General features: G+C 67.9%; 19 protein-coding genes. 12 read left to right on the forward strand and 7 right to left on the reverse strand.

What is annotated here, in order from left to right:
* The first annotated feature begins 34 nt into the window (after window positions 1-34).
* Complete coding sequence (locus M6D93_RS09225; RefSeq protein ID WP_249774059.1) at window positions 35-712, forward strand: uracil-DNA glycosylase; 678 nt, start codon at window positions 35-37, stop codon at window positions 710-712.
* An 89-nt stretch (window positions 713-801) separates the two neighbouring features.
* On the opposite strand, the gene M6D93_RS09230 is transcribed toward M6D93_RS09225, so the two are convergent.
* Window positions 802-1,269, reverse strand: coding sequence for a PPOX class F420-dependent oxidoreductase (locus M6D93_RS09230; RefSeq protein WP_249774060.1), 468 nt, complete (start codon window positions 1,267-1,269; stop codon window positions 802-804).
* A 167-nt stretch (window positions 1,270-1,436) separates the two neighbouring features.
* On the opposite strand from M6D93_RS09230, the gene uvrA reads away from it, so the two are divergent.
* The 10 genes from uvrA to M6D93_RS09280 all read left to right on the forward strand — a co-directional run bounded on the left by uvrA (window position 1,437) and on the right by M6D93_RS09280 (window position 13,700).
* Window positions 1,437-4,631: an excinuclease ABC subunit UvrA gene (gene uvrA, locus M6D93_RS09235; RefSeq protein ID WP_249774061.1), complete on the forward strand. Its 3,195-nt coding sequence runs from the start codon at window positions 1,437-1,439 to the stop codon at window positions 4,629-4,631.
* Between the two features lie 60 nt (window positions 4,632-4,691).
* Complete coding sequence (uvrC, locus tag M6D93_RS09240; protein WP_249774062.1) at window positions 4,692-6,644, forward strand: excinuclease ABC subunit UvrC; 1,953 nt, start codon at window positions 4,692-4,694, stop codon at window positions 6,642-6,644.
* Window positions 6,645-6,680: 36 nt separating this feature from the next.
* A complete protein-coding gene (rapZ, locus tag M6D93_RS09245; protein WP_249774063.1) occupies window positions 6,681-7,565 on the forward strand; it encodes an RNase adapter RapZ in 885 nt (294 codons plus the stop codon).
* Window positions 7,565-8,674 carry a gluconeogenesis factor YvcK family protein gene (locus M6D93_RS09250; RefSeq protein ID WP_249774064.1) on the forward strand — a complete coding sequence of 370 codons (1,110 nt, stop codon included), beginning with the start codon at window positions 7,565-7,567 and terminating at the stop codon, window positions 8,672-8,674. The genes rapZ and M6D93_RS09250 overlap by 1 nt, the downstream gene beginning before the upstream one ends.
* A gap of 74 nt (window positions 8,675-8,748) precedes the next feature.
* Window positions 8,749-9,729: a DNA-binding protein WhiA gene (gene whiA, locus M6D93_RS09255; protein WP_249774065.1), complete on the forward strand. Its 981-nt coding sequence runs from the start codon at window positions 8,749-8,751 to the stop codon at window positions 9,727-9,729.
* A 145-nt stretch (window positions 9,730-9,874) separates the two neighbouring features.
* Window positions 9,875-10,879 carry a type I glyceraldehyde-3-phosphate dehydrogenase gene (gap, locus tag M6D93_RS09260; RefSeq protein WP_249774066.1) on the forward strand — a complete coding sequence of 335 codons (1,005 nt, stop codon included), beginning with the start codon at window positions 9,875-9,877 and terminating at the stop codon, window positions 10,877-10,879.
* Between the two features lie 87 nt (window positions 10,880-10,966).
* Entirely contained in the window at window positions 10,967-12,193 is a 1,227-nt protein-coding gene (locus tag M6D93_RS09265) for a phosphoglycerate kinase (protein ID WP_249774067.1), read from the forward strand.
* A 50-nt stretch (window positions 12,194-12,243) separates the two neighbouring features.
* Window positions 12,244-12,996 (forward strand): triose-phosphate isomerase, encoded by a 753-nt coding sequence (tpiA, locus tag M6D93_RS09270; protein WP_347343598.1) that lies wholly within the window; start codon window positions 12,244-12,246, stop codon window positions 12,994-12,996.
* Between the two features lie 126 nt (window positions 12,997-13,122).
* A complete protein-coding gene (secG, locus tag M6D93_RS09275; protein ID WP_249774069.1) occupies window positions 13,123-13,356 on the forward strand; it encodes a preprotein translocase subunit SecG in 234 nt (77 codons plus the stop codon).
* Window positions 13,357-13,358: 2 nt separating this feature from the next.
* Window positions 13,359-13,700, forward strand: coding sequence for an RNA polymerase-binding protein RbpA (locus tag M6D93_RS09280; protein WP_249774070.1), 342 nt, complete (start codon window positions 13,359-13,361; stop codon window positions 13,698-13,700).
* A gap of 67 nt (window positions 13,701-13,767) precedes the next feature.
* Here M6D93_RS09280 and pgl read toward each other — a convergent pair whose 3' ends face one another.
* The 5 genes from pgl to tkt form a co-directional block, all read right to left on the reverse strand.
* Window positions 13,768-14,553 (reverse strand): 6-phosphogluconolactonase, encoded by a 786-nt coding sequence (gene pgl / locus M6D93_RS09285; RefSeq protein ID WP_249774071.1) that lies wholly within the window; start codon window positions 14,551-14,553, stop codon window positions 13,768-13,770.
* A gap of 4 nt (window positions 14,554-14,557) precedes the next feature.
* Window positions 14,558-15,532: a glucose-6-phosphate dehydrogenase assembly protein OpcA gene (locus M6D93_RS09290; protein WP_249774072.1), complete on the reverse strand. Its 975-nt coding sequence runs from the start codon at window positions 15,530-15,532 to the stop codon at window positions 14,558-14,560.
* A gap of 23 nt (window positions 15,533-15,555) precedes the next feature.
* The gene (zwf, locus tag M6D93_RS09295; protein WP_347343599.1) at window positions 15,556-17,088 is read right to left on the reverse strand and encodes a glucose-6-phosphate dehydrogenase; all 1,533 of its coding nucleotides are present in this window, start codon (window positions 17,086-17,088) and stop codon (window positions 15,556-15,558) included.
* Between the two features lie 145 nt (window positions 17,089-17,233).
* Complete coding sequence (gene tal / locus M6D93_RS09300; protein ID WP_249774074.1) at window positions 17,234-18,340, reverse strand: transaldolase; 1,107 nt, start codon at window positions 18,338-18,340, stop codon at window positions 17,234-17,236.
* A gap of 58 nt (window positions 18,341-18,398) precedes the next feature.
* A complete protein-coding gene (gene tkt, locus M6D93_RS09305; protein ID WP_430667213.1) occupies window positions 18,399-20,543 on the reverse strand; it encodes a transketolase in 2,145 nt (714 codons plus the stop codon).
* 255 nt (window positions 20,544-20,798) lie between these two features.
* Here tkt and M6D93_RS09310 point away from each other — a divergent pair, with 255 nt between their 5' ends.
* On the forward strand, window positions 20,799-21,668 hold the full coding sequence (locus tag M6D93_RS09310; protein WP_347343600.1) for a heme o synthase: 870 nt from the start codon (window positions 20,799-20,801) through the stop codon (window positions 21,666-21,668).
* A 50-nt stretch (window positions 21,669-21,718) separates the two neighbouring features.
* Here M6D93_RS09310 and M6D93_RS09315 read toward each other — a convergent pair whose 3' ends face one another.
* Window positions 21,719-22,729: a hypothetical protein gene (locus M6D93_RS09315; protein ID WP_249774077.1), complete on the reverse strand. Its 1,011-nt coding sequence runs from the start codon at window positions 22,727-22,729 to the stop codon at window positions 21,719-21,721.
* Window positions 22,730-22,745: the final 16 nt, after the last annotated feature.

Consider the following 22,745-nt stretch of genomic DNA (forward strand, 5'->3'; position numbering starts at 1 on the left):
CTCATGGCTCGGCGGCCCCGCTACCGTGACGGGCGTGCCGACTCGTCCGCTGACCGAAATCATGGAGTCCGGGTGGGCGCGGGCGCTTGAGCCGGTGACCACCGATATCGCCGGCGCCGGGGAGTTCCTCCGATCCGAGATCGCGGCCGGACGTAGATATCTGCCCAGTGGTGGAAACGTGCTGCGAGCTTTTCAGCAGCCTTTCGAGAGCGTCCGTGTGCTGATCGTCGGCCAGGATCCCTACCCGACTCCGGGACACCCGATCGGCCTGTCGTTCGCGGTCGCGGCCGAGGTCCGCCCGATCCCGCGGTCGTTGGCCAACATCTACCGCGAACTGGTGGACGACTTAGGGGTGCCGGTGCCCTCGAACGGCGACCTGACGCCCTGGACCCGGCAGGGTGTCCTGTTGCTGAACCGGGTGCTCACCGTCGAACCGGGCAAGTCCGGGGCGCATCAGGGCAAAGGCTGGGAGAAGGTCACCGAGCAGGCCGTGCGGGCCCTGGCCGCGCGTCCTCAACCGCTCGTCGCGATCCTGTGGGGCCGCCAGGCCCAGTCGTTGCGGCCGTTGCTCGATGGGGTCGTGCGCATCGAGTCCGTGCATCCGTCACCGTTGTCGGCCAGCGGCGGTTTCTTCGGGTCACGGCCGTTCAGCCGCGCCAACGAGGCGTTGACCGCCGCAGGGGTCGAGCCGGTGGACTGGCAGCTGCCCTGACGGCAGCCCGCTCAGCAGCACCGCTCAGCAGCACCGCTCAGCAGCACCGCTCAGCAGCACCGCTCAGCAGTACGGCTCAGCAGTACGGCTCAGCTCTCGGCCAGCCGCGCCGGGAACCCGCCGGTCGCGATCGGTCCCCAGCGCTCGGCGGTGATGCGGATGAGTGACTTGTTCTGGGTTCGCATCGCCTCGCGGTACTCCTCCCAGTCCGGATGCTCACCGGAGATGCACCGGAAGTAATCCACCAGCGGCTCCACAGCGTCGGGCATGTCGATGACCTCGGCGGCGCCGTCGAGTTGGACCCAGGCGCCCCCGAAATCGTCGGAGAGCACGAGCACGCTCGCGGCCGGGTCTCGTCGCAGGTTGGCGGTCTTGGCTCGCTCGGGATAGGAGGAGATCACGATCCGGCCTTCGGGATCGACGCCCCCGGTGACCGGGGACAGCTGGGGTCGGCCGTCGCTGCGTCGAGTGGTGAGGATCATCTGATGGCGGGGCCGGACGAAGTCGAGCAGCTGGGCCAGTTCGACGCTGGTGTTGGTGGCGATCGTTCGAGGCATGCACATGATCCTGCCAGCAACCGCCCGATGTCTCGACCTCTCGTCGAGGTGAAGGTCACAGCTCGCTCGAGGCCCTGGAGGCGCGCGGGACGACGTTGTCGTAGGTCGCCATTACTCTCGAACTGGTTCGAGTCGAACGCCCTATCTGAGTTCTGAGAGAGAAGTCTGTGTCTGACCGCCTGATCGTTCGTGGTGCCCGCGAGCACAACCTGAAAGACGTCCATCTCGACCTGCCCCGGGACGCGATGATCGTCTTCACCGGGCTGTCGGGGTCGGGCAAGTCGTCGCTCGCGTTCGACACCATCTTCGCCGAGGGCCAGCGCCGGTACGTCGAGTCGCTGTCGGCCTACGCCCGCCAGTTCCTGGGGCAGATGGACAAGCCCGATGTGGATTTCATCGAAGGCCTGTCACCCGCCGTGTCGATCGACCAGAAGTCGACCTCGCGCAACCCACGGTCCACGGTCGGCACGATCACCGAGGTTTATGACTACCTGCGCCTGCTCTACGCGCGCATCGGCCACCCGCACTGCCCGGTCTGCGGGGAGCCGATCAGCAAGCAGACCCCACAGCAGATCGTCGACCGCGTGCTGGAGATGCCCGAAGGTACGCGGTTCCAGGTGCTGGCTCCGGTGATCCGGGAGCGCAAGGGCGAGTATGCGGACATGTTCGACGACCTCCAGGTCAAGGGCTACTCCCGCGTCCGGGTCGACGGCACGGTGCTGCCCCTGACCGACTTCACCGGCCCGCTGGAGGAGCGCACCAAGCTCAAGAAACAGGAGAAGCACACCATCGAGGTGGTCGTGGACCGCCTCACCGCCAAAGCCACGAGCAAGCAGCGGATCACCGACTCGGTCGAAACCGCGCTCACCCTGGCCGGCGGCCTGGTCATCCTTGATTTCGTCGATCTTCCCGAGGAATCCGACGATCGCGAACGCCGCTTCTCCGAGCGGCTGGCCTGCCCGAACGACCACCCGCTGGCCATCGACGAGCTCGAGCCCCGCTCGTTCTCGTTCAACGCGCCTTTCGGTGCCTGTCCGGTCTGTACCGGCATCGGCACCCGCAAGGAGGTCGACCCGGAACTGCTCGTCCCCGACCCGGAGAAGTCATTGGCCGAGGGTGCGATCACGCCGTGGGCGACCGGTCAGAACAGCGAGTACTTCGTGCGGCTGCTCGTCGGCGTCGCCGACCTGGTGGGCTTCGACGTCAACGCCCCGTGGGAGCAGTTGCCGGCCAAGGCACAGAAAGCGGTCTTGCACGGCACCTCCGAGCAGGTGCACGTCCGCTACAAGAACCGCTACGGTCGCGAGCGTTCGTATTACGCCAGCTACGAGGGTGTCGTGCCGTGGTTGGAACGCCGCCACGCCGAGACCGAGAGCGACTGGAGCCGTGAGAAGTACGAGGGCTACATGCGCGAGGTGCCGTGTCCGACCTGTGGCGGCACCCGGCTCAAGCCCGAGATCCTGGCGGTCACCCTGGGCGGGCAGTCCATCGCCGAGGTGTGCTCGTTGTCGATCGGCGAGGCCGCGGTTTTCCTGGGCAAGCTGAGGCTGAGCCAGCGCGAGGAGATGATCGCGCTACGTGTGCTGAAGGAGATCAACGCACGATTGGGCTTCCTGGTCGATGTCGGCTTGGACTATCTGTCGCTGGACCGGGCAGCGGCGACGCTGGCCGGCGGTGAGGCCCAGCGCATCCGGCTGGCCACACAAATCGGTGCCGGCCTGGTCGGCGTTCTCTACGTGCTGGACGAGCCGTCCATCGGCCTGCACCAGCGCGACAATCACCGGCTCATCGAGACCCTCGTCCGGTTGCGCGATCTCGGCAACACACTGATCGTCGTCGAGCACGACGAGGACACCATCCGCACCGCCGACTGGGTGGTGGACATCGGTCCGCAGGCGGGGGAGCACGGTGGCCATGTCGTGGTGTCCGGCCCAGTGGACGACCTGCTCAACTCGCCGACGTCGATCACCGGCGCGTATCTGTCGGGCCGCCGAGCGATCGAGATCCCCGCGATCCGTCGTCCGGTCAGCAAGTCTCGTCAACTCGTCGTCGAGGGGGCGCGGGAGCACAACCTGCGCAACATCGACGTCGCGTTCCCCTTGGGCGTCTTCGTCGCGGTCACCGGGGTGTCCGGTTCCGGCAAGTCCACACTGGTCAACGACATCCTGTACACCAGCATGGCCAACCGCATCAACGGTGCGAAGCTGCCACCTGGCCGGCACAAGCGCGTGACCGGCCTCGACCAGATCGACAAGGTGGTGGGTGTCGACCAGTCACCGATCGGCCGCACCCCGCGATCCAATCCGGCCACATACACCGGCGTCTTCGACCACGTCCGCAAGTTGTTCTCCGAGACGACCGAAGCGAAGGTCCGCGGGTACCAACAGGGCCGGTTCTCCTTCAACGTCAAGGGTGGCCGCTGCGAAAACTGTGCCGGCGACGGCACCATCAAGATCGAGATGAACTTCCTGCCCGATGTCTACGTGCCGTGCGAGGTCTGCAAGGGTGCTCGCTACAACCGTGAGACTCTCGAAGTGCACTACAAGGGCAAGACCATCTCCGAGGTCCTCGACATGCCCATCGAAGAGGCGGCCGAATTCTTCCGGCCCATCTCCAAGATCGCGCGCCACCTCGAGACTCTGGTCGATGTCGGGCTGGGCTATGTCCGGCTCGGCCAGCCGGCGCCGACCCTGTCCGGTGGCGAGGCGCAGCGGGTGAAACTCGCGAGCGAGCTGCAGAAGCGATCGACCGGACGCACCATCTACGTCCTGGACGAACCGACGACCGGGTTGCACTTCGAGGACGTGTCCAAGTTGCTCGGTGTGCTGCAGTCCCTCGTCGACAAGGGCAACACCGTCCTGGTCATCGAGCACAACCTCGACGTCATCAAGACCGCTGACTGGGTCATCGACATGGGCCCTGAGGGCGGATCTGGAGGGGGTTCGGTAGTTGCGCAGGGAACGCCCGAGGAGATATCCGAGGTCGCCGCATCCCACACCGGACGGTTCCTCGCCGGCCTCCTGGCTACCAACCGCGGCACCCGCACGACCAAGTCGGCGAAGAGGGTGGCCGCCGCGTCGGGTGCGCGCGTGCAAGCGGCGACCGTAGCGAAGACCGCGGCCAAGACGAAGGCGGCTACGTCAGCGCCGAAGGCGAGTGCGGTCAAGGCGAGTGCGGTGAAGACGTCAGCGCCGAAGGCGAGTGCGGTGAAGGTGAGTGCGGTGAAGGCGAGTGCGGTGAAGGCGTCAGCGCCAAAGGCGAGTGCGGTGAAGACGTCAGCGCCAAAGGCGAGTGCGGTGAAGACGACTGCGGTGAAGGCGAGTGTGGCCAAGGGGTCGGCTCGTTCCCGGCGCTCGGCCTGAACGCCCGCAACGACCGCGTGCCAGGTCGGAACTGTCGTAGCAGGTCATTAGGGTTGATCCGTGGCTGATCCGTCGTCGTACCGCCCAGCGCCGGGCACCATTCCGGTCGAACCCGGGGTGTACCGGTTCCGCGACGCGTCTCGCCGGGTGATCTACGTAGGCAAGGCCAAGAGCCTGCGGTCGCGGCTCAATTCCTACTTCGCCGACATCTCGGCGCTGCACCCTCGTACGCGACAGATGGTCACGACCGCGGCCAGCGTGGAGTGGACCATCGTCACGACCGAGGTCGAGGCACTGCAGCTGGAATACAACTGGATCAAGGAATTCGATCCACGCTTCAACGTTCGTTACCGTGACGACAAGTCCTACCCGTCCCTCGCGGTGACCCTCAACGAGGAGTTCCCGCGCCTGCAGGTCATGCGCGGTCCCAAGAAGTCAGGGGTCCGCTACTTCGGGCCGTACGCACACGCCTGGGCGATCCGCGAAACTCTCGACCTCCTGCTCAGGGTCTTTCCGGCCCGCACGTGTTCATCCGGCGTGTTCAAACGCGCCGGTCAGATCGGGCGTCCCTGCCTGCTCGGCTACATCGGAAAGTGCAGCGCGCCGTGTGTCGGGCGCGTCACCGCCGACGAGCATCGACAGATCATCGACGACTTCTGTGACTTCATGGCGGGCAAGACCGACCGCATGATCAGACGGCTGGAACGGCAGATGGCCGAGGCCAGCGATCAATTGGAGTTCGAGCGCGCCGCCCGGCTGCGCGACGATCTCGGCGCCCTGCGGCGATCGGTGGAGAAGCAGGCCGTCGTACTGACCGACGGCACCGACGCCGACGTCGTGGCCTTCGCCGGCGACGAACTGGCCGCCTCGGTCCAGGTGTTTCACGTGCGCGGCGGACGGGTACGCGGCCAGCGGGGGTGGGTGGTGGATTCGGCCGCGAGTGCCGAGGGCACCGTCAGCGAAGCGGAGCTCGTGGAACAGTTCATCACCCAGTTCTACGGCCCCGAGGACGCCGGCATCCCGCGGGAGGTTCTCGTTCCCGAACTGCCCGAGGACTCACCCGCTCTTACCGAATGGCTGACCCAGCGCCGCGGTTCGCGGGTGGCCCTGCGCGTGCCTCAGCGCGGTGACAAGAAGTCATTGATGCAGACCGTGCAGCGCAACGCCGAACAGGCTTTCCTGCAGTACAAGCTGAAACGGGCCAGCGACCTGACCGCGCGGTCACAGGCGCTGTCGGAACTGCAAGAGGCCCTCGACATGCCCGAAGCGCCGTTGCGCATCGAGTGCTTCGACATCAGCCACGTACAGGGCACCAATGTCGTGGCGAGCATGGTGGTGTTCGAAGACGGCTTGGCACGCAAGAGCGAATACCGCCGCTTCAACATGCGATCCACCGGCGGCGATGTGGACTGGATCGCCGAAGTGATCCGCCGTCGGTTCGCCCGCTACCTTCAGGAACGAACGATCGAGGCCGAGAACGAACGCGCGGAGATCGAGGCCGCGGGCGGGCGTGCCCGCAAGTTCTCATACCCCCCCAACCTCGTCGTGGTCGACGGTGGTGCGCCGCAGGTCGCCGCGGCCCAGAACGTGCTGGTCGAGTTGGGAATCACCGACGTCACCCTGATCGGACTGGCCAAACGACTGGAAGAAGTGTGGGTGCCGGACGACGAGTTCCCAGTCATCCTGCCCCGCACCTCTGAGGCGCTGTACCTGCTCCAGCGGGTGCGCGACGAGGCGCACCGCTTCGCCATCACCTTCCATCGGCAGAAGCGGTCCAAGGCGATGGTCGAGTCCGAACTCGCCGAGATCCCAGGCCTCGGGCCTGCTCGTCGCAAGGCGTTGTTGGCAGAATTCGCCAGCCTCAAACGTCTGCGCGAAGCCAGCGTCGCCGAGATCGCCCAGGTGCCGGGCTTCGGTCCCGACCTCGCGCTGCGGGTCCACGAGGCACTGCTCGCCGGCCAGGCGACGGTCGAACCAGCAGTCAACATGACCACAGGTGAGGTCGTCTCCTAGGCTGGCCGAATTCAACCGAACTAGGAGAGGCCGAGCATGACCGCCGCTGAACGCGGAGCTCTGGAAACCGTGATCGTCACCGGTCTCTCCGGAGCCGGACGAAGCACCGCCGCGAAATGCCTGGAGGACCTGGGGTTCTTCGTCGTCGACAACCTCCCGCCCGCCCTCGTGGAGACCATGGTCGACCTCGGCAGCCGTAGCCAGGGCGCCGTGACGAAGCTGGCGGTCGTCATGGACGTCCGCAGCCGGGCGTTCTCCTCCGACCTCACCGAGGTCGTCACCGAGCTGGGCCAACGCGATCTACGCCCTCGCGTGCTTTTCCTCGACGCCGAAGACGCTGTGTTGATCCGTCGTTTCGAGAGTGTCAGACGCGCACATCCGCTTCAGGGCGACGGGCGCCTCGCCGACGGCATCGCCGCTGAGCGCCGCATTCTTGAGCCCATCCGCGACATTGCCGATCTCGTTATCGACACTTCGCAGCGCAGCGTTCACGGCCTGCGCCACGCCATCGAGGAAGCGTTCAGCTCTGACGGCCTCGGAGGCGGCGAGCTGCGCGCCACGGTCGTGTCGTTCGGCTTCAAGTACGGCCTGCCCGCTGACGCCGATCTCGTGATCGACGTGCGGTTCCTGCCGAATCCGCACTGGATTCCCGAGTTGCGAGAACAGACCGGCGAGGACGCCGAGGTGTCGGACTACGTTCTGAGCCAGGACTCCGTGCCCGAGTTCCTCGACCGGTACCTGGAGATTCTGCAGATCATCGGCGCCGGATACCGCCGCGAGGGCAAGCACTATCTCACGCTGGCCGTGGGATGCACCGGCGGTAAGCACCGTTCCGTCGCGATCAGCCGCGAACTCGTGCGCCGGCTCAACCAACTCGGCATCCGCGCCTCGGTCGCCCACCGCGACCTCGGGCGGGAGTGATGGCCTCGACACCTCCGCGTCGCAGAATCGTCGCTCTCGGCGGCGGCCACGGCCTGTACGCCTCCCTGAGCGCTCTGCGTGAACTGGACGTCGACATCACCGCAGTCGTCACCGTGGCCGACGACGGCGGCTCGTCCGGTCGCATCCGACGCGAGCTCGATGTCCTTCCGCCGGGTGACCTGCGCATGGCGCTGGCCGCACTCGCCGCGGCCCCCGCGCAGCCGGTGTCACCCTCAGCCTCAGCTTCAACGTCACCACCGTCAACGGCAACGACCACAGCGACGCCGACCTCAGCGGCCGCCCCGCCGACGCCCCCCGGGGCGGACAATCCTTTTGCTACCGCGGCACCGGCAAACCGACCCGATCTTGCCGTCGACTGGGCGGAGATCCTTCAACACCGCATGGGTGGCCACGGCGCGCTCGCCGGTCACCCGATCGGAAACCTGCTGCTCACCGGACTGCTCGAGCTGTACGCCGATGATCCCGTGCGTGCGCTGGACCTGGCCGCGAGCGTGGTGGCAGCCCAGGGGCGGGTGCTGCCGATGGCCTCCCGCCCGCTCGACCTGATCGCGGAGGTCACCAGCACGGACCCGGACGATCCCCAGCGGTTCAGGCGCATTCGGGGCCAGTCGTCGATCGCCGCCACGCCGGGGCGGGTAGCCAGCATCGCTCTGGTCCCGGTCGACGCACGGGCATGTCCTGAAGCCGTCGAGGCAATCAGAAACGCTGATGTGGTCCTGTTGGGTCCGGGATCGTGGTACACCAGTGTGATCCCGCACCTACTTGTGCGTGAACTTGCCGAGGCAATCGTGACCACCCAAGCACTCGTGGTGACAATCCTGAATCTAGCGCCGCAGGCAGGGGAAACCGACGGGTTCTCGCCTGAAGAACATTTGCGTGTTTTACGGGCCGTCCGCGAAGATCTGCGGGTAGACGCGGTCATCGCGGATGCGGACGCAGTGTCTGACAGCGAAGGATTACGGCGGTATGCCGAATCCATCGGTGCTCGGCTCTCGTTGACACCCGTAGCTGAGCCCAACAGCTCGGCAAGGCATGATCCAGCACGGCTGAGTTCCGCGATCGCGTCGGTCACGGGGCTGTTCGGCTAGACCACCCTCGTCGCAACCCAGGGCGGCACATCGCGAAGGGACCCGACGACGGTAACGGAACAGGAGAAGCACATATGGCCATGACGGCTGCGGTGAAGGACGAACTCAGCCGGGTGACGATCTCGAAGGCGACCGCCCGGCGGGCGGAGATCGCAACGATCCTTCGTTTCGCCGGCGCCCTGCACCTCGTCGGCGGCCGGATCGTCATCGAGGCCGAGGTGGACACCGGCTCCGTGGCCCGCAGGCTCCGCAAGGAGATCGGCGAGGTGTTCGGGCACGACGCGGAGATCCAGGTGATCACCGGGGGAAGCCTCCGCAAAGGCACCCGGTACCTGGTCCGGGTCGTGAAGGACGGCGAGGGCCTGGCTCGCCAGTCGGGACTTATCGACCTGCGCGGGCGTCCGGTGCGCGGGCTGCCGACCCACGTCGTGGCGGGTACGGCGACCGAAGCCGAGGCCGCTTGGCGCGGTGCGTTCCTCGCCCACGGATCCCTGACCGAACCCGGTCGTGCCGGAGCTCTGGAGATCACCTGCCCGTCCAACGAGGCCGCCCTGGCCCTGGTCGGCGCGGGTCGGCGCCTGGGCGTGCTGGCCAAAGCCCGTGAGGTGCGAGGAGCCGACCGCGTGGTGGTGCGCGACGGCGATGCCATCGGCGCGCTGCTGACCCGTATCGGTGCCCACGAGTCGGTGCTGGCCTGGGAGGAACGCCGGATGCGGCGAGAGGTACGGGCCACGGCCAACCGGCTGGCCAATTTCGACGACGCGAACCTGCGTCGGTCCGCCCGCGCCGCAGTGGCGGCCGGCGCCCGGGTCGAACGGGCGATGGAGATCCTCGGACAGGACGCTCCGGATCATCTGCTGCAGGCCGGTCGACTCCGGCTCGAGCACAAGCAGGCCTCGCTGGAGGAATTGGGGGCGCTGTCCGATCCGCCCATGACCAAGGACGCAGTCGCCGGTCGAATCCGGCGCTTGCTGGCAATGGCCGACAAGCGGGCTTCCGACGATGGGGTTCCGAACACGGAGGCCGCGGTTACGCCGGAGATGCTCGCGCCCTGACGGCGGCGCGCATGGGGGCCGGCAGGGCTGGTCCTGGTGCCCGGTCACGGGTCGCGCTCGCGCTACCGGCGGGTATAACAATCGGCTGCCCTCGCCCGATAGAGTCAGGGCCGCACGCTTCCCCTAGCTTCGAGGAGATCCTGCAGTGACTGTTCGGGTTGGCATCAACGGCTTCGGCCGGATCGGGCGAAACTTCTACCGCGCCGTGCAGGCCTCCGGCGCCGATGTCGAGGTGGTGGCCGTCAACGACCTCACCGACAACAAGACCCTGGCTCACCTGCTGAAATACGACTCGATCCTCGGTCGCAACACCGAGGACGTCGACTTCGACGACGAGAACATCATCGTCGGCGGCCGTAAGATTCGCGCGCTGGCCGAGCGGGACCCCGGCGCGCTGCCGTGGGGCGACCTGGGCGCCGACGTCGTCATCGAGTCGACCGGCTTCTTCACCAAGGCCGCCGACGCTCGCAAGCACATCGACGGTGGAGCCAAGAAGGTCATCATCTCGGCCCCGGCCTCCGATGAGGACATCACCATCGTGATGGGCGCCAACGACAACCTCTACGACCCCGCCAAGCACACCATCATCTCCAACGCGTCCTGCACCACGAACTGCCTCGCTCCGCTCGCAAAGGTCCTGCACGATGCCTTCGGGATCGAGAAGGGGCTGATGACCACGATCCACGCGTACACGCAGGACCAGAACCTGCAGGACGGCCCGCACAAGGATCTGCGTCGCGCTCGGGCTGCCGCGCTCAACGTCGTCCCGACCTCGACCGGTGCGGCCAAGGCCATCGGCCTGGTGCTGCCCGAGCTGAAGGGCAAGCTGGACGGCTACGCCCTGCGGGTGCCGGTTCCCACCGGCTCGGCGACCGACCTGACCGTCACCCTGGCCCGCGACGTAACCGTCGAGGAGGTCAAGGCCGCCTACAAGACCGCGGCCGACGGCCCGCTCAAGGGCTACCTCGTCTACACCGAGGATCCCATCGTGTCCTCCGACATCGTCACCGACCCGGCTTCCTGCATCTTCGACTCGGGCCTGACCAAGGTCATCGGCAACCAGGTCAAGGTCGTCGGCTGGTACGACAACGAGTGGGGCTACTCCAACCGACTGGTCGACCTGGTCGGGCTGGTCGGGAACTCGCTCTGAGCCGCCCCGGCTGACGCCGACACCGATGGCCGGCCGACCCTGGGCGGCCCTCGTCCCAGCACGACAGACCGAGGGGGAGTCACCCGTATGCGCACGCTCGACGATCTGATCAAGGTCGGGGTGAGGGGCCGCCGCGTTCTGGTCCGTAGCGACCTGAACGTCCCGCTGTCCAAGCACGACACGCCAACCGTGACCGACGACGGGCGCATCCGGGCATCCCTGCCGGTGCTGGTGCGCCTGCTGGAAGCCGGTGCCCGGGTGATCGTGACGGCCCATCTCGGACGTCCCAAGGGAGCGCCGGAGGACAAGTACTCGCTGCGCCCGGTGGCCGACCGGTTGGCCCAACTGCTCGGTCGTCCGGTGCAGTTCGCCCTGGACACCGTCGGTGAAAGCGCCCGGTTGATGGCGGACGGCCTGTCCGACGGCGAGCTGCTCCTGCTGGAAAACGTCCGGTTCAATCCGGGTGAGACGTCGAAGAACGATGCGGAGCGCGCTGAGTTCGCCACCGCGCTGGCCTTGCTCACCGGTGGTGAGGAGGACGGCGGCGCCTACGTCGATGACGCCTTCGGGGCGGTGCACCGGGCCCACGCGTCGGTCTACGACGTCGCCAAACTGCTGCCGCACTACTGCGGCGATCTGGTCCGCGACGAGCTCGCCGTGCTGCAGCGGCTGACCGGCGAGGCCGGCGACGTCGAGCGGCCCTACGTCGTGGTCCTCGGCGGTTCCAAGGTCTCCGACAAGCTCGCCGTCATCGAGGCGCTGCTGCCGAAGGTCGACCGCCTGCTGGTGGGCGGAGGGATGTGCTTCACCTTCCTCAAGTCGCAGGGCTACGAGGTCGGCAAGTCGTTGCTGGAGGCAGACCAGGTCGACACGTGCGCGAGGCTACTGGCCGAGTCCGGTGACAAGATCGTCCTGCCCAGCGACGTCGTCGTGGCGCCCGAGTTCTCCGCCGACGCGCCGGTCCTGACCGTCCCCGTCTCGCAGATGCCGGCCGACCAGCTCGGCCTGGACATCGGGCCTGATTCGGTTGCGGCGTTCGCAAGGGTGTTGCACGAGGCGACGACGGTGTTCTGGAACGGACCGATGGGTGTCTTCGAACTTGCGCCGTTCGCGGCCGGGACCAAGGGCGTGGCCGAAGCGGTCACGGGGGCCAGGGGCCTGACCGTCGTCGGCGGTGGGGATTCGGCGGCAGCCGTACGAGCCCTCGGCATCGACGAGAACCTGTTCGGCCATATCTCCACCGGCGGCGGGGCTTCGCTGGAGTACCTGGAGGGCAAGACCCTGCCGGGCGTCGCTGTCCTGTCCGAGAGCTGATCGGCGTGGCCAAACCTGTGCGCAAGCCGTTGATCGCCGGCAACTGGAAGATGAATCTGAGCCATCTCGAGGCGATCGCCCTCGTCCAGAAGATCGCGTTCTCGCTCAAGCCGCAGCATTACGACGCGGTGGACGTGACGGTGCTGCCGGCCTTCACCTCCATCCGGTCGGTGCAGTCGCTCATCGACGGCGACAAGCTCCGCCTCAGCTACGGCGCTCAGGACCTGAGCCCGCACGCGTCGGGCGCGTACACCGGTGACGTCTCCGGACCGATGCTCGCCAAGCTCGGCTGCTCCTTCGTCACCGTCGGTCACTCGGAGCGGCGCCAGTATCACGAGGAGTCCGACGAGCTGGTGAACCGAAAGCTGCGAGCGGCGCTGACCTGTGGCATGACGCCGATCCTGTGCGTCGGCGAGGGCATCGACGTGCGGGAAGCCGGCGACCACGTCGAGCACTGCAGCACTCAGCTCAGCGAAGGGCTCAGCGGCCTGAGCGAGGAGCAAGTCGACCAGGTCGTGCTCGCCTATGAACCGATCTGGGCGATCGGGACGGGCAAGGTGGCAACCCCCGCCGACGCACAGGAGGTGTGCCGCGCCCTGCGGTCCGCGCTGTCCGAACGGCACGGGGCCGACCTGGCCAACCGCACCCGCATCCTGTACGGCGGCTCGGTAAAAGCGAACAACGCCGGCGATCTGCTGGCTCAACCCGACCTCGACGGGGCGCTCGTCGGTGGGGCGAGCCTGGACGCGACCGAGTTCGCGGGGATCTGCGTCGCGGCCGCGGGCGGGCCCTTCGGTGGCTGAGCCGGCCGCGAAGCCAGTGGCCGGTTCATCGGCTGGACGCGTCCAGCAGGTACCCTTTCTGCGAACCGTCCGGTCCACCCGCCGGCCGGCTGAATTCATCGAGACCTGAGCGAGGCCGTCCCACCCATGATCATCACCCTGTCGATCGTCCTGATCATCGCGAGTCTGATGCTGATGGTGCTCGTCCTGCTGCACCGCGGCAAAGGCGGCGGCCTGTCGTCGATGTTCGGCGGATCGCTGTACTCCAGCCTTTCCGGATCCTCCGTTGTCGAGCGCAACCTTGATCGGCTGACCATCATCGCCGGCGTGGTCTGGGCGATCTGCATCGTCGGCCTCGGCCTGTTGTACAAGACGAGCTAGCAGTGGCGGGTGGAAACGCGATTCGGGGTAGCCGGATCGGCGCCGGTCCGATGGGCGAGAACGAACGCGGCGAGACCGCTCCGCGCCAGTGGGTGTCGTTCTTTTGCGCCAACGGCCACGAAACTCGACCTGCCTTCGCGATGGAAGCCGCTGTCCCGGACAACTGGGACTGCCAGCGGTGCGGGTTCCCTGCCGGGCGTGAGTCGACGGCGCCTCCCGCGGCCCCGCGAAACGAGCCGTACAAGACTCATCTCGCGTACGTGAAGGAGCGCCGCAGCGACGCCGACGGTGACGCCATCCTGGAAGAGGCGTTGGCCCGTCTGCGCGCCCGTCGGGGCGAGTAGCGGTACTCGCGTCCCGCGGCGGCGAGCGGATCGTCAGCCTCGGCCCGACAGCCCGGCCTAGCTCGTCTCAGGCGACGGGCGGGTCGTAGCGGTGCTTGGGAAGCTTGCTCGCTGCTGCGCGGTCCACGAGCCAGAGGGTGCGCTTCGTCCCGATGGCACCAGCGGAAGGGATCTGCACCCGCCCCGCGCCCCCGAGCGCCAGCGCGACCGCGTCCGCCTTGCCTTCTCCGGACGCGATCACCCAGATCTCGCGCGCGGCGTTGAGACCGTCGAAGCTCAGCGACAACCGCTCCGGTGGTGGTTTGGGCGAATTCCGGACCGGAATGACGGTGTTCGAGTCGTCGTAGAGGCCGGGGTGTTCCGGGAACAACGAGCAGCAGTGACCGTCGGGACCGACGCCGAGCAGGACCACGTCGAACGCGGGCTGGTTGTCGGGGTCGTCCGGACGACGCGCGTCGGCCAGGGTGGCTGAGTAGCCGGCCGCTGCCGCATCGAGATCGTTACCGTATTCGCCGTCGGAGGCGGGCATCGGCCGGTGCCGGGCCGCGGAGAACGGGGCATGGTCCAGCAGCAGCTGCTGGGCGGCCAGGACGTTGCGGTCGGGGGAGTCCGCAGCCACGAATCGCTCGTCACCCCAGAACACGTCCACCCGGCCCCAGTCGACGGCGTCGTTGGACGGCGACGCGGCCAGCGCCTTCCAGACGGATTCCATGATCGAGCCCGCGGTCAGCGCTATCGCCGCGCGGCCCCGACCCTGCTGCGCGTGGGTCAGCGTTGCGATGGTGCGAGCGGCAACGTCGGTCGCGAGCGCCTCGGCATCGTGCTGGACGACGAGTTCAGGGGCGGCGGCCACCGGCTCAGCCCTCCTGGGCGGCCAGCGCCGGGTCGTGCCAGATGTGGGTCCGCACCGCGTTGCGCGAGTTCAGGTTGCGCTGGCCCGACACGGCGCCCAGGGCCTCGCCGTACGGCTGGTCGGCATCCAGGCGCCGCAGCTCTTCGGCCAGCATGTCGCCGGTCGTGCGCTGTGGGAACGGGGCGATGCTGTCGACCTGGCCGGGACGCCGGAGCACCAGCTTGTAACCCTCGTTGGACATCTGGACGCTGTGGCCGTCGGCGAAGTCCACGACGACCGAGGAGATGTACTTGCCCTCGGCCTTCTCCACCGGAACGTAGATGCCCAGCCGCGAGGACAGCCAGCCGGCCAGGAGCTGGGCCGACGGGTCGACCGGGTTACCCCGGACGACGACGTTGCTGGCCGGAGCCGAGGCGGTGTCGAAGGCCGAGGCCAGCGCGGCACGCCAAGGGGTGATCACGGTCCACGTCAGGTCGGTATCGCCGGGGGCGTAGTCACGGGCCCGCTGTTGCAACGATGCGGCCGGGTCTTCGTCCCGGATGACGTTGGTGATCCGGCGGTCGGCGAAAACACCCAGCGGATCGTGAGCGATGATCTGCGGCGTCTCGGAGTACCACCATGCGACGACGGGCGCATCCGGTGCGAGCAACGGCAGCGTGACGGACTCGGCGTGCAGGGCGAGCCGCCCGAACATCCGCAGCACCACCGATTCGCCCGGTCCGAGCCGGCCGCCGAGGGTGACTTCGGCGTCCAAACGCGGTACCGGAGCGTCGATGTTCTTGCGCAGCACCATGATCACCCGCATCGGGTGCTTGGAGGCAGCCGTCGCGACCGCCGCTTCGACGTCAGCGGTGTCCTTCTCCTCGAGCACGACCACGAGGGTCAGGGCGAGACCGCTGGTCACGGCGCCACCCGTCCGACGCTCGGCGGCCAGGGCCTGGACTACGGCAGTTCCGGTGGTATCCCACAGGGTGGTCACTGACTGTCTCCTCTTGTGCGTCGTTACGGCCGGCGCCAAGCGCGGCCTTCGCGGCCGAGCATGATCTCCGCACCCTTGGGGCCCCATTCACCGGCGCGGTAGAGCTCCGGCGGGTGGTTGGCCCAGAATTTCTCCAGAGGGTCGATCACGCGCCAGGACGCCTCGACCTCCTCGTTGCGGGGGAACAGCGTGGCATCGCCCAGCAGCACATCGAGGATCAGCCGCTCGTAGGCCTCGGGACTGGACTCGGTGAAGGCCTCGCCGTAGAGGAAGTCCATCGCGACGTCGCGGACCTCCATCATCGATCCAGGAACCTTCGAGCCGAACTTCAGCGTCACGCCCTCATCGGGCTGGACGCGGATGACCAGCTGGTTGTGCCCGAGTTCTTCGGTGTCGGTATGGCTGAACGGCAGGTGGGGCGCCTTCTTGAACAACACCGCGATCTCGGTGACGCGGCGCGGCAGCCGTTTACCGGTGCGCAGGTAGAACGGCACTCCGGCCCAGCGGCGGGTGTCGATACCGAGTCGCACCGTGGCGTAGGTCTCGGTGTTGGAGTCAGGGGGGACGTCCTTCTCGGCGCGGTAGGCCAGCACCCGCTCGCCCGCCAGCCACCCCTGGTCGTACTGCCCCCGTACTGCGTCGGCGGCCAGGTCCGGCGGCAGCGTGATGGCCCGCAGCACCTTGATCTTCTCGGTGCGGATCGCCTCAGCGGTGAACTCGACCGGCTCCTCCATCGCTGTGAGCGCGAGGAGCTGGAGCAGGTGGTTCTGCAGTACGTCGCGGGCAGCTCCGGTGGCGTCGTAGAACGCGGCGCGACCGCCGATCCCGACGTCTTCGGCCATCGTGATCTGCACCGAATCGACGTAGTTGGCGTTCCAGACCGGCTCGAAGAGCTGGTTGGCGAAGCGCAGCGCCATCAGGTTCTGGACGGTCTCCTTGCCCAGGTAATGGTCGATCCGGAAGACGTCCTGGGCCGTGAACACCGAGTCGACCAGCGAGTTGAGCTCGATCGCGCTGGGCAGGTCGTGCCCGAACGGCTTCTCCACCACGACGCGTCGCCAGCCACCCGAGGCGGCGTTGTCCGCCATCCGGGTGCGCTCCATCTGCTTGAGCACCACGGGAAACAGGCTGGGCGGGATCGACAGGTAGAAAGCGGCATTGCCCTTGATCCCGTGGCTGTTGCGCAGCTCGTCAAGGGTCTCGGCGAGCTCGTCGAAGGCGGCGTCGTCGTCGAAGGAACCGGCGACGAACTTGATGTCACCCGACAGCCGACTCCAGACCTCCTCGTTCCAGTCCGTCCGCGCGTATTGTTTCGCCGCCTTCTTCGCCAGCGACTCGAAGTCGCCGTCGCCCCAGTCGCGCCGGGCGAAGCCCAGCAGAACGAAGTCGGCCGGCAGCAGGCCGCGGTTGGCCAGGTCGTAGATCGCCGGCAGCAGCTTCTTGCGAGACAGGTCGCCCGTCACGCCGAACACCACCAGCGCGCACGGCTCGGGGACGCGCGGCAGCCGACGGTCGCCCGGGTCCCGTAACGGGTTGTTGCGCTGGCGCCCGGACAGCTGTGGGCCGCCGAAGGTCTCGTCCGCGCCCACCGCTGTCGGCCGGGCGTCGTCGGTCACGCTCACTGTTACTCCCTGATGGTGTGTTGCTGCCGTCGAAGGCCCCGTAGGTCAGCCCTGCGGGCGGACCTACGGGGCCAGCGGGCTACTTGACCGCGTCGAGCTGGCCCTTGACGCCCTCGAGCAGGATGGACCACGAGTCCATGAACTTCTGAACGCCTTCGGTCTCGAGCAACTCGGTGACCTCGTCGATCTCGATGCCGAGCGCGGACAGATCGGCGAACACCGCGCGCGCCTCGTCATAGCCGGTGTTTGCCGTCTGGCCGGTGATCGTGCCGTGGTCGACGAGCGCGTTCAGCGTCGCCTCGGGCATCGTGTTCACAGTGTCCGGGGCGACGAGCTGGGTCACATACATGGTGTCGTCGTAGTTCGGGTCCTTGACGCCGGTCGAGGCCCACAGTGGACGCTGCTTGTTGGCACCGTCGGCGGCGAGGGACTGCCAGCGCTCACCGGCGAAGACCTGGTCGAAGGCTTCGTAGGCCAGGCGTGCGTTGGCGATACCAGCCTTGCCGCGGACGGCCTTCGCCTCGTCGGTGCCCAGCTTGTCCAGCCGCTTGTCGATCTCGGTGTCCACGCGTGAGACGAAGAAGGACGCGACCGAGCGGACGGTCGACAGGTCGACGCCGTTGGTACGGGCCTGTTCCAGCCCGGCGAGGTAGGCCTCCATCACCTTCAGGTAGCGCTCGATCGAGAAGATCAGGGTGACGTTCACGCTGATCCCGGCGGCGGTGGCTGCCGTGATCGCCGGCAGACCGGCCAGGGTCGCGGGGATCTTGATCATCACATTCGGACGGTCGACCAGCCACCACAGCGCCTTGGCCTCGGCCGTGGTCTTGTCCGTCTCGTGGGCGATCCGCGGGTCGACCTCGATCGACACCCGGCCGTCCTTGCCCTGGCTCGACTCGTACACCGGCTTGAGGACGTCGCACGCCCACCGGATGTCGTAGGAGGTGAGCAGACGGACGGCCTCTTCGAGCTGGACTCCCCGCACCACGAGGTCCTTCGTCTGCTCGTCGTAGGCCGCGCCCTGCTCGAGAGCCTTCTGGAAGATCGACGGGTTGCTCGTCACCCCGACGACGTCCGAGCTGTCGATCAGTTCGCGCAGGTTGCCGCTCACCAGCCGTTCCCGGCTGATGTCATCGAGCCAGATCGACACGCCCTGTGCCGAGAGGGCCTTGGTGGATTCGCTCATCGTGAGCCTCCTGATTTCTGATTGTGAAAAGTCGGTGGTCGCCCGCCGGGGCGCCGATCTAGTTTCCGGTCGTCTCGCCGGTGATCTCGCCGACGCGCTCGAGCGAGGCGTGCGCCGCCGCGACCACGCGGTCGGCGGTGAATCCGAACTGCTCGAACAGCACTCCCGCCGCGGCGCTGGCGCCGAAGTGGTCGATGGCCACGATCTCGCCGGCCTCGCCGACGACGTCACGCCACCCCATACCCACCGCGGCCTCGACGCTGACCCGCGCCTTGACCGACTGGGGTAGCACGTGTGACTGGTACGAGCGGTCCTGGGCGTAGAACCACTCCTGGCACGGCATCGACACGACCCTGGTCGGCGTGCCTTCCGCCTCCAGCCGCTCGCGCGCGGTGAGGGCCAGCGAGACCTCGGAGCCGGTCGCGATGAGAATCACCTTGGGCATGCCGGCGGAGCAATCCTCCAGGACGTAGGCGCCCTTGTTCGCGTCGACGACCTTCGCCGGGTCGAGCACCGGCAGGTTCTGCCGTGACAGGGCGAGCCCGGCCGGGCGGTCGGTGTGCTCCAGGATGGTCTTCCAGACGACGGCCGTCTCGTTGGCATCGGCCGGACGAACGACGTCCAGGCCCGGGATGGCCCGCAGCGCCGCCAGCTGCTCGATGGGCTGGTGCGTCGGGCCGTCCTCGCCGAGACCGATGGAGTCGTGCGTCCACACGTAGGTCACCGGCAGTTGCATGAGCGCGGCCAGTCGCACGGGCGGCCGCATGTAGTCGCTGAAGACCAGGAACGTCCCGCCGTAGACGCGGGTACCGCCGTGCAGCGTGATGCCGTTCATGATCGAACCCATCGCGTGCTCGCGGATGCCGAAGTGCAGCGTGCGGCCGTAGGGACCGCCTGGGAAGGCCTTGGTCTGGCGGTCGGCCGGCACGAAGCTCGGCTGGCCCTCCATGGTCGTGTTGTTGCTCTCGGCCAGGTCGGCCGAACCGCCCCAGAGTTCGGGCAGCACGTCGGCGAGCGCGGTCAGGATCTTGCCGGAGGCGGCGCGGGTGGCCAGGCTGGCCGGCTTGCCGTCCTTCTCGGTGTCGAAGCTGGGCAGCGAATCGGCCCAGTCGGCGGGCAGCGTACGGGTCGCCATCCGGTCGAACAGGGCCTTCGGCTCGGGATTCTTCGCCGCCCACTGGTCGAACGCGGGCTGCCACTCGGCCTCGGCGGCCCGACCGCGATCGACAAGCTTGCGGGTGTGGGCGAGCACCTCGTCGTCGACGGCGAAGTGGACGTCCGGGTTGAAGCCCAGGATCTGCTTGGTCGCGCGGATCTCGTCCTCACCGAGGGCCGAGCCGTGCGCCTTGCCGGTGTTCTGCTTGGTCGGGGCGGGCCAGCCGATGATCGTGCGGACGGCGATGAACGAGGGCCGGTTGGTTTCGGCCTTGGCCGCTTCGACGGCGGCCTCCAGCGCGACGATGTCCTCGCCCGAGTCGACGTACTGGACATGCCAGCCGTAGGCCTCGTAGCGCTTGAGGACGTCCTCGGAGAAGGCGATGTTGGTGTCGTCCTCGATCGAGATGTGGTTGTCGTCCCAGAACAGGATGAGGTTGCCGAGCTGCTGGTGACCGGCCAGGCTCGAGGCCTCGCCGGACACGCCCTCTTCCAGGCAGCCGTCGCCGGCAACGACGTAGATGTGGTGATCGAACGGGGATTTGCCCACCGGCGCGTCCGGATCGAACAGGCCACGCTCGCGGCGGGCCGCCATTGCCATACCGACCGCGTTGGCCACACCCTGGCCGAGCGGGCCGGTGGTCGTCTCCACGCCGATCGTGTGACCGTGCTCGGGGTGACCGGGAGTCAGCGAGCCCCACGTCCGCAGCGAGCGCAGGTCCTCGAGCTCGAGGCCGTAGCCACCCAGGAAGAGCTGGCAGTACAGCGTCAGCGACGAGTGACCGTTGGACAGGACGAACCGGTCGCGGGCCGCCCAGTTGGGGTCCGCGGGGTTGTGGCGCATGACCCGCTGGAAGAGCAGATAGGCCAGTGGAGCCAGGCTCATGGCGGTGCCGGGGTGCCCGTTGCCGACCTTCTGCACGGCGTCGGCCGCAAGGAGTCGAGCCGTGTCCACCGCCTTCGTGTCGAGTTCCGACCACCACTTCGGATGGGTCTGGACTACTCCGTCTGCGGTCTTGGTCACGTGCCTCTCCTGCTCTGCGGACATCGGGTGTACCGGTGTCGAGCCTAATCGCTTTCAGTTCAGCGCTGCGGGCGGGTGGCCAGCTTTTTTGGTCCCTGTTCGTGCCCGGTTCGGCCGCACATTTCCCGGACGGATATCGCGGCCGGCGTCCGTCGGGCCGTCGCGTGCCGGACCGCCGCGGCGGACAGCTACCCTGTTCGGGTGACACAGACGCCGGTGGCCCCGACCTCGGTTGCCCCGACCTCGGCTGTCCCGCCGCCCGCCGTCCGGCGCAGCTCGATGTCCAGCCTCCGGGCCTACATCGCGCTCACCAAGCCCCGGATCATCGAGCTGCTGCTGGTGACCACGCTACCGGCGATGATCCTTGCCGCGAAGGGACTGCCGCCGCTGTCGTTGGTGATCAGCACCCTCGTCGGCGGCACGCTGGCCGCCGGCAGTGCCAACGCTCTCAACTGCTTCGTCGACCGCGACATCGACGCCGTGATGCGCCGCACCGGGCACCGCCCGCTGGCCCGCCACGAGGTCTCGCCCCGAGCCGCGCTGATCTTCGGCACCGTGCTCGGCATGGTGGCCGTTCTGCTGATGGGCCTCGCGACGAACTGGCTCGCGGCCGGCCTGACCGCGGCAGCGATCGTGTTCTACGTCGTCGTCTACACGATGCTGCTCAAGCGCCGGACCTCCCAGAACATCGTGTGGGGTGGGGCCGCGGGCTGTATGCCGGTTCTCATCGGCTGGGCGGCCGTGACCGGCTCCGTGGCCTGGGCGCCGGTCGTCCTGTTCGCCGTGGTCTTCTTCTGGACGCCGCCGCATTTCTGGGCCTTGGCCATCCGCTACCGCGAGGACTATGCCCGAGCGGGCGTGCCCATGCTGCCCGTCGTGGCGACCCCGATCGCGGTCGCCCGCCAGATCGTGGCGTACTCGTGGTTGACGGTGGCCAGCTCGCTCGTGTTGTGGCCACTGGCCACCGGCTGGCTCTACCCGATCGTGGCGGGGGTGGCCGGCGGGGCGCTGATCGTCGAGGCCCAACGGCTGCTGCGAGCGGTGAGCCGCGGCGACGCGGGCAAGCCGATGCGCTTGTTCCACTTCTCCAACAGCTACCTGGCATTGCTGTTCGTGGCCGTCGCCGTCGACGTGTTCGTCACCCGCTGAGCCATCGCCTCGGCCGCTGACCGATCAGAGCGAGCTGTCCACGGCCTGGCTCAGCCCGCCGGAATGGCGAACGGGATCGAGACCGCCGTCGCCACCGCGATCGTCCCGCTCGCGGAATCGGTGCTGCCGGAGTAGTGCAGCACCCCGTCCGTCAGCCCGGCCGGTACCTCGATGACGTCGTCGACCTGGGTCGCGGGATTGCTCGATACGTTGCGGGCCCTGAGCAGCGTGGATGAACCCGGCAGCGTCACTGACAAGAGTCCGGCCTCGGCCCCATAGCCCTCCTTGTCACCGGAAAGGCGCACCGTGGCGGCCACATGCAGGAACGCCTTGTCCGGATCGCCGGCATGCGAACCGTCCTGTCCCCAGTAGGACAGCTCCACGGCCTTCACCGTGATGAATCCGCTGGTCAACCCGGCCTCACCCTGGCTCGCCTTGACCCGGACGCTGACCGGTTTCGTGGCGTTCAGCACCACTGTCCGGTGGCTGCGGGTGCACACCTGCGGGTTGGCGGCGTCAGGGGTGCCGTCGAGCAGTGAGATCTTCTGCTTGACCCCGGAGTCGGTCAGGACCAATGAGACCTGGGCGCTGGACTGGGGCACGGCGGCCACCACGAAGTCCTTCGTCATCACCAGCGGTCCGCGTTCGCTGTCGCCGACGAGCAGGGACAGATCCGGGGTGAGCTGGTTCGTCTCACCGGCTATCGGCTCGACCTTGAAGGCAATCAGCCGGCGACCGGCCGGCGCGGAACGGGACTGCGCGCCCAGGCCATAGGCGTCGACGAATCCGTAGGACAGCAGACGCACCCCGGCGCTGCGCCCGATGGCCACAGCGTCGGACGGTGCCGGGCGGATGGTGCCCTGGACCGCGGCGGACTTGGTCAGGACGTCGCCGACTGCGGGCGGAGGGCCGGAGTGCGAGTGTCCGGACAGCGTCGATCCGTTGCCGACGACGTGCCATCCCGCGGTCGCCAGGACGGCGATGACGGCGACTCCCAGGACGCGTAGGAGCAGCCGGGGTTTGGCCGGAGCCCGCCGCGTACCGCCCTTGCTGCGCCGCACGTCGCCTCCTCGCTCC

It is taken from the genome of Jatrophihabitans telluris (genome assembly GCF_023516435.1).
In the GTDB taxonomy this organism is placed as follows: Bacteria; Actinomycetota; Actinomycetes; order Mycobacteriales; family Jatrophihabitantaceae; genus Jatrophihabitans_A; species Jatrophihabitans_A telluris.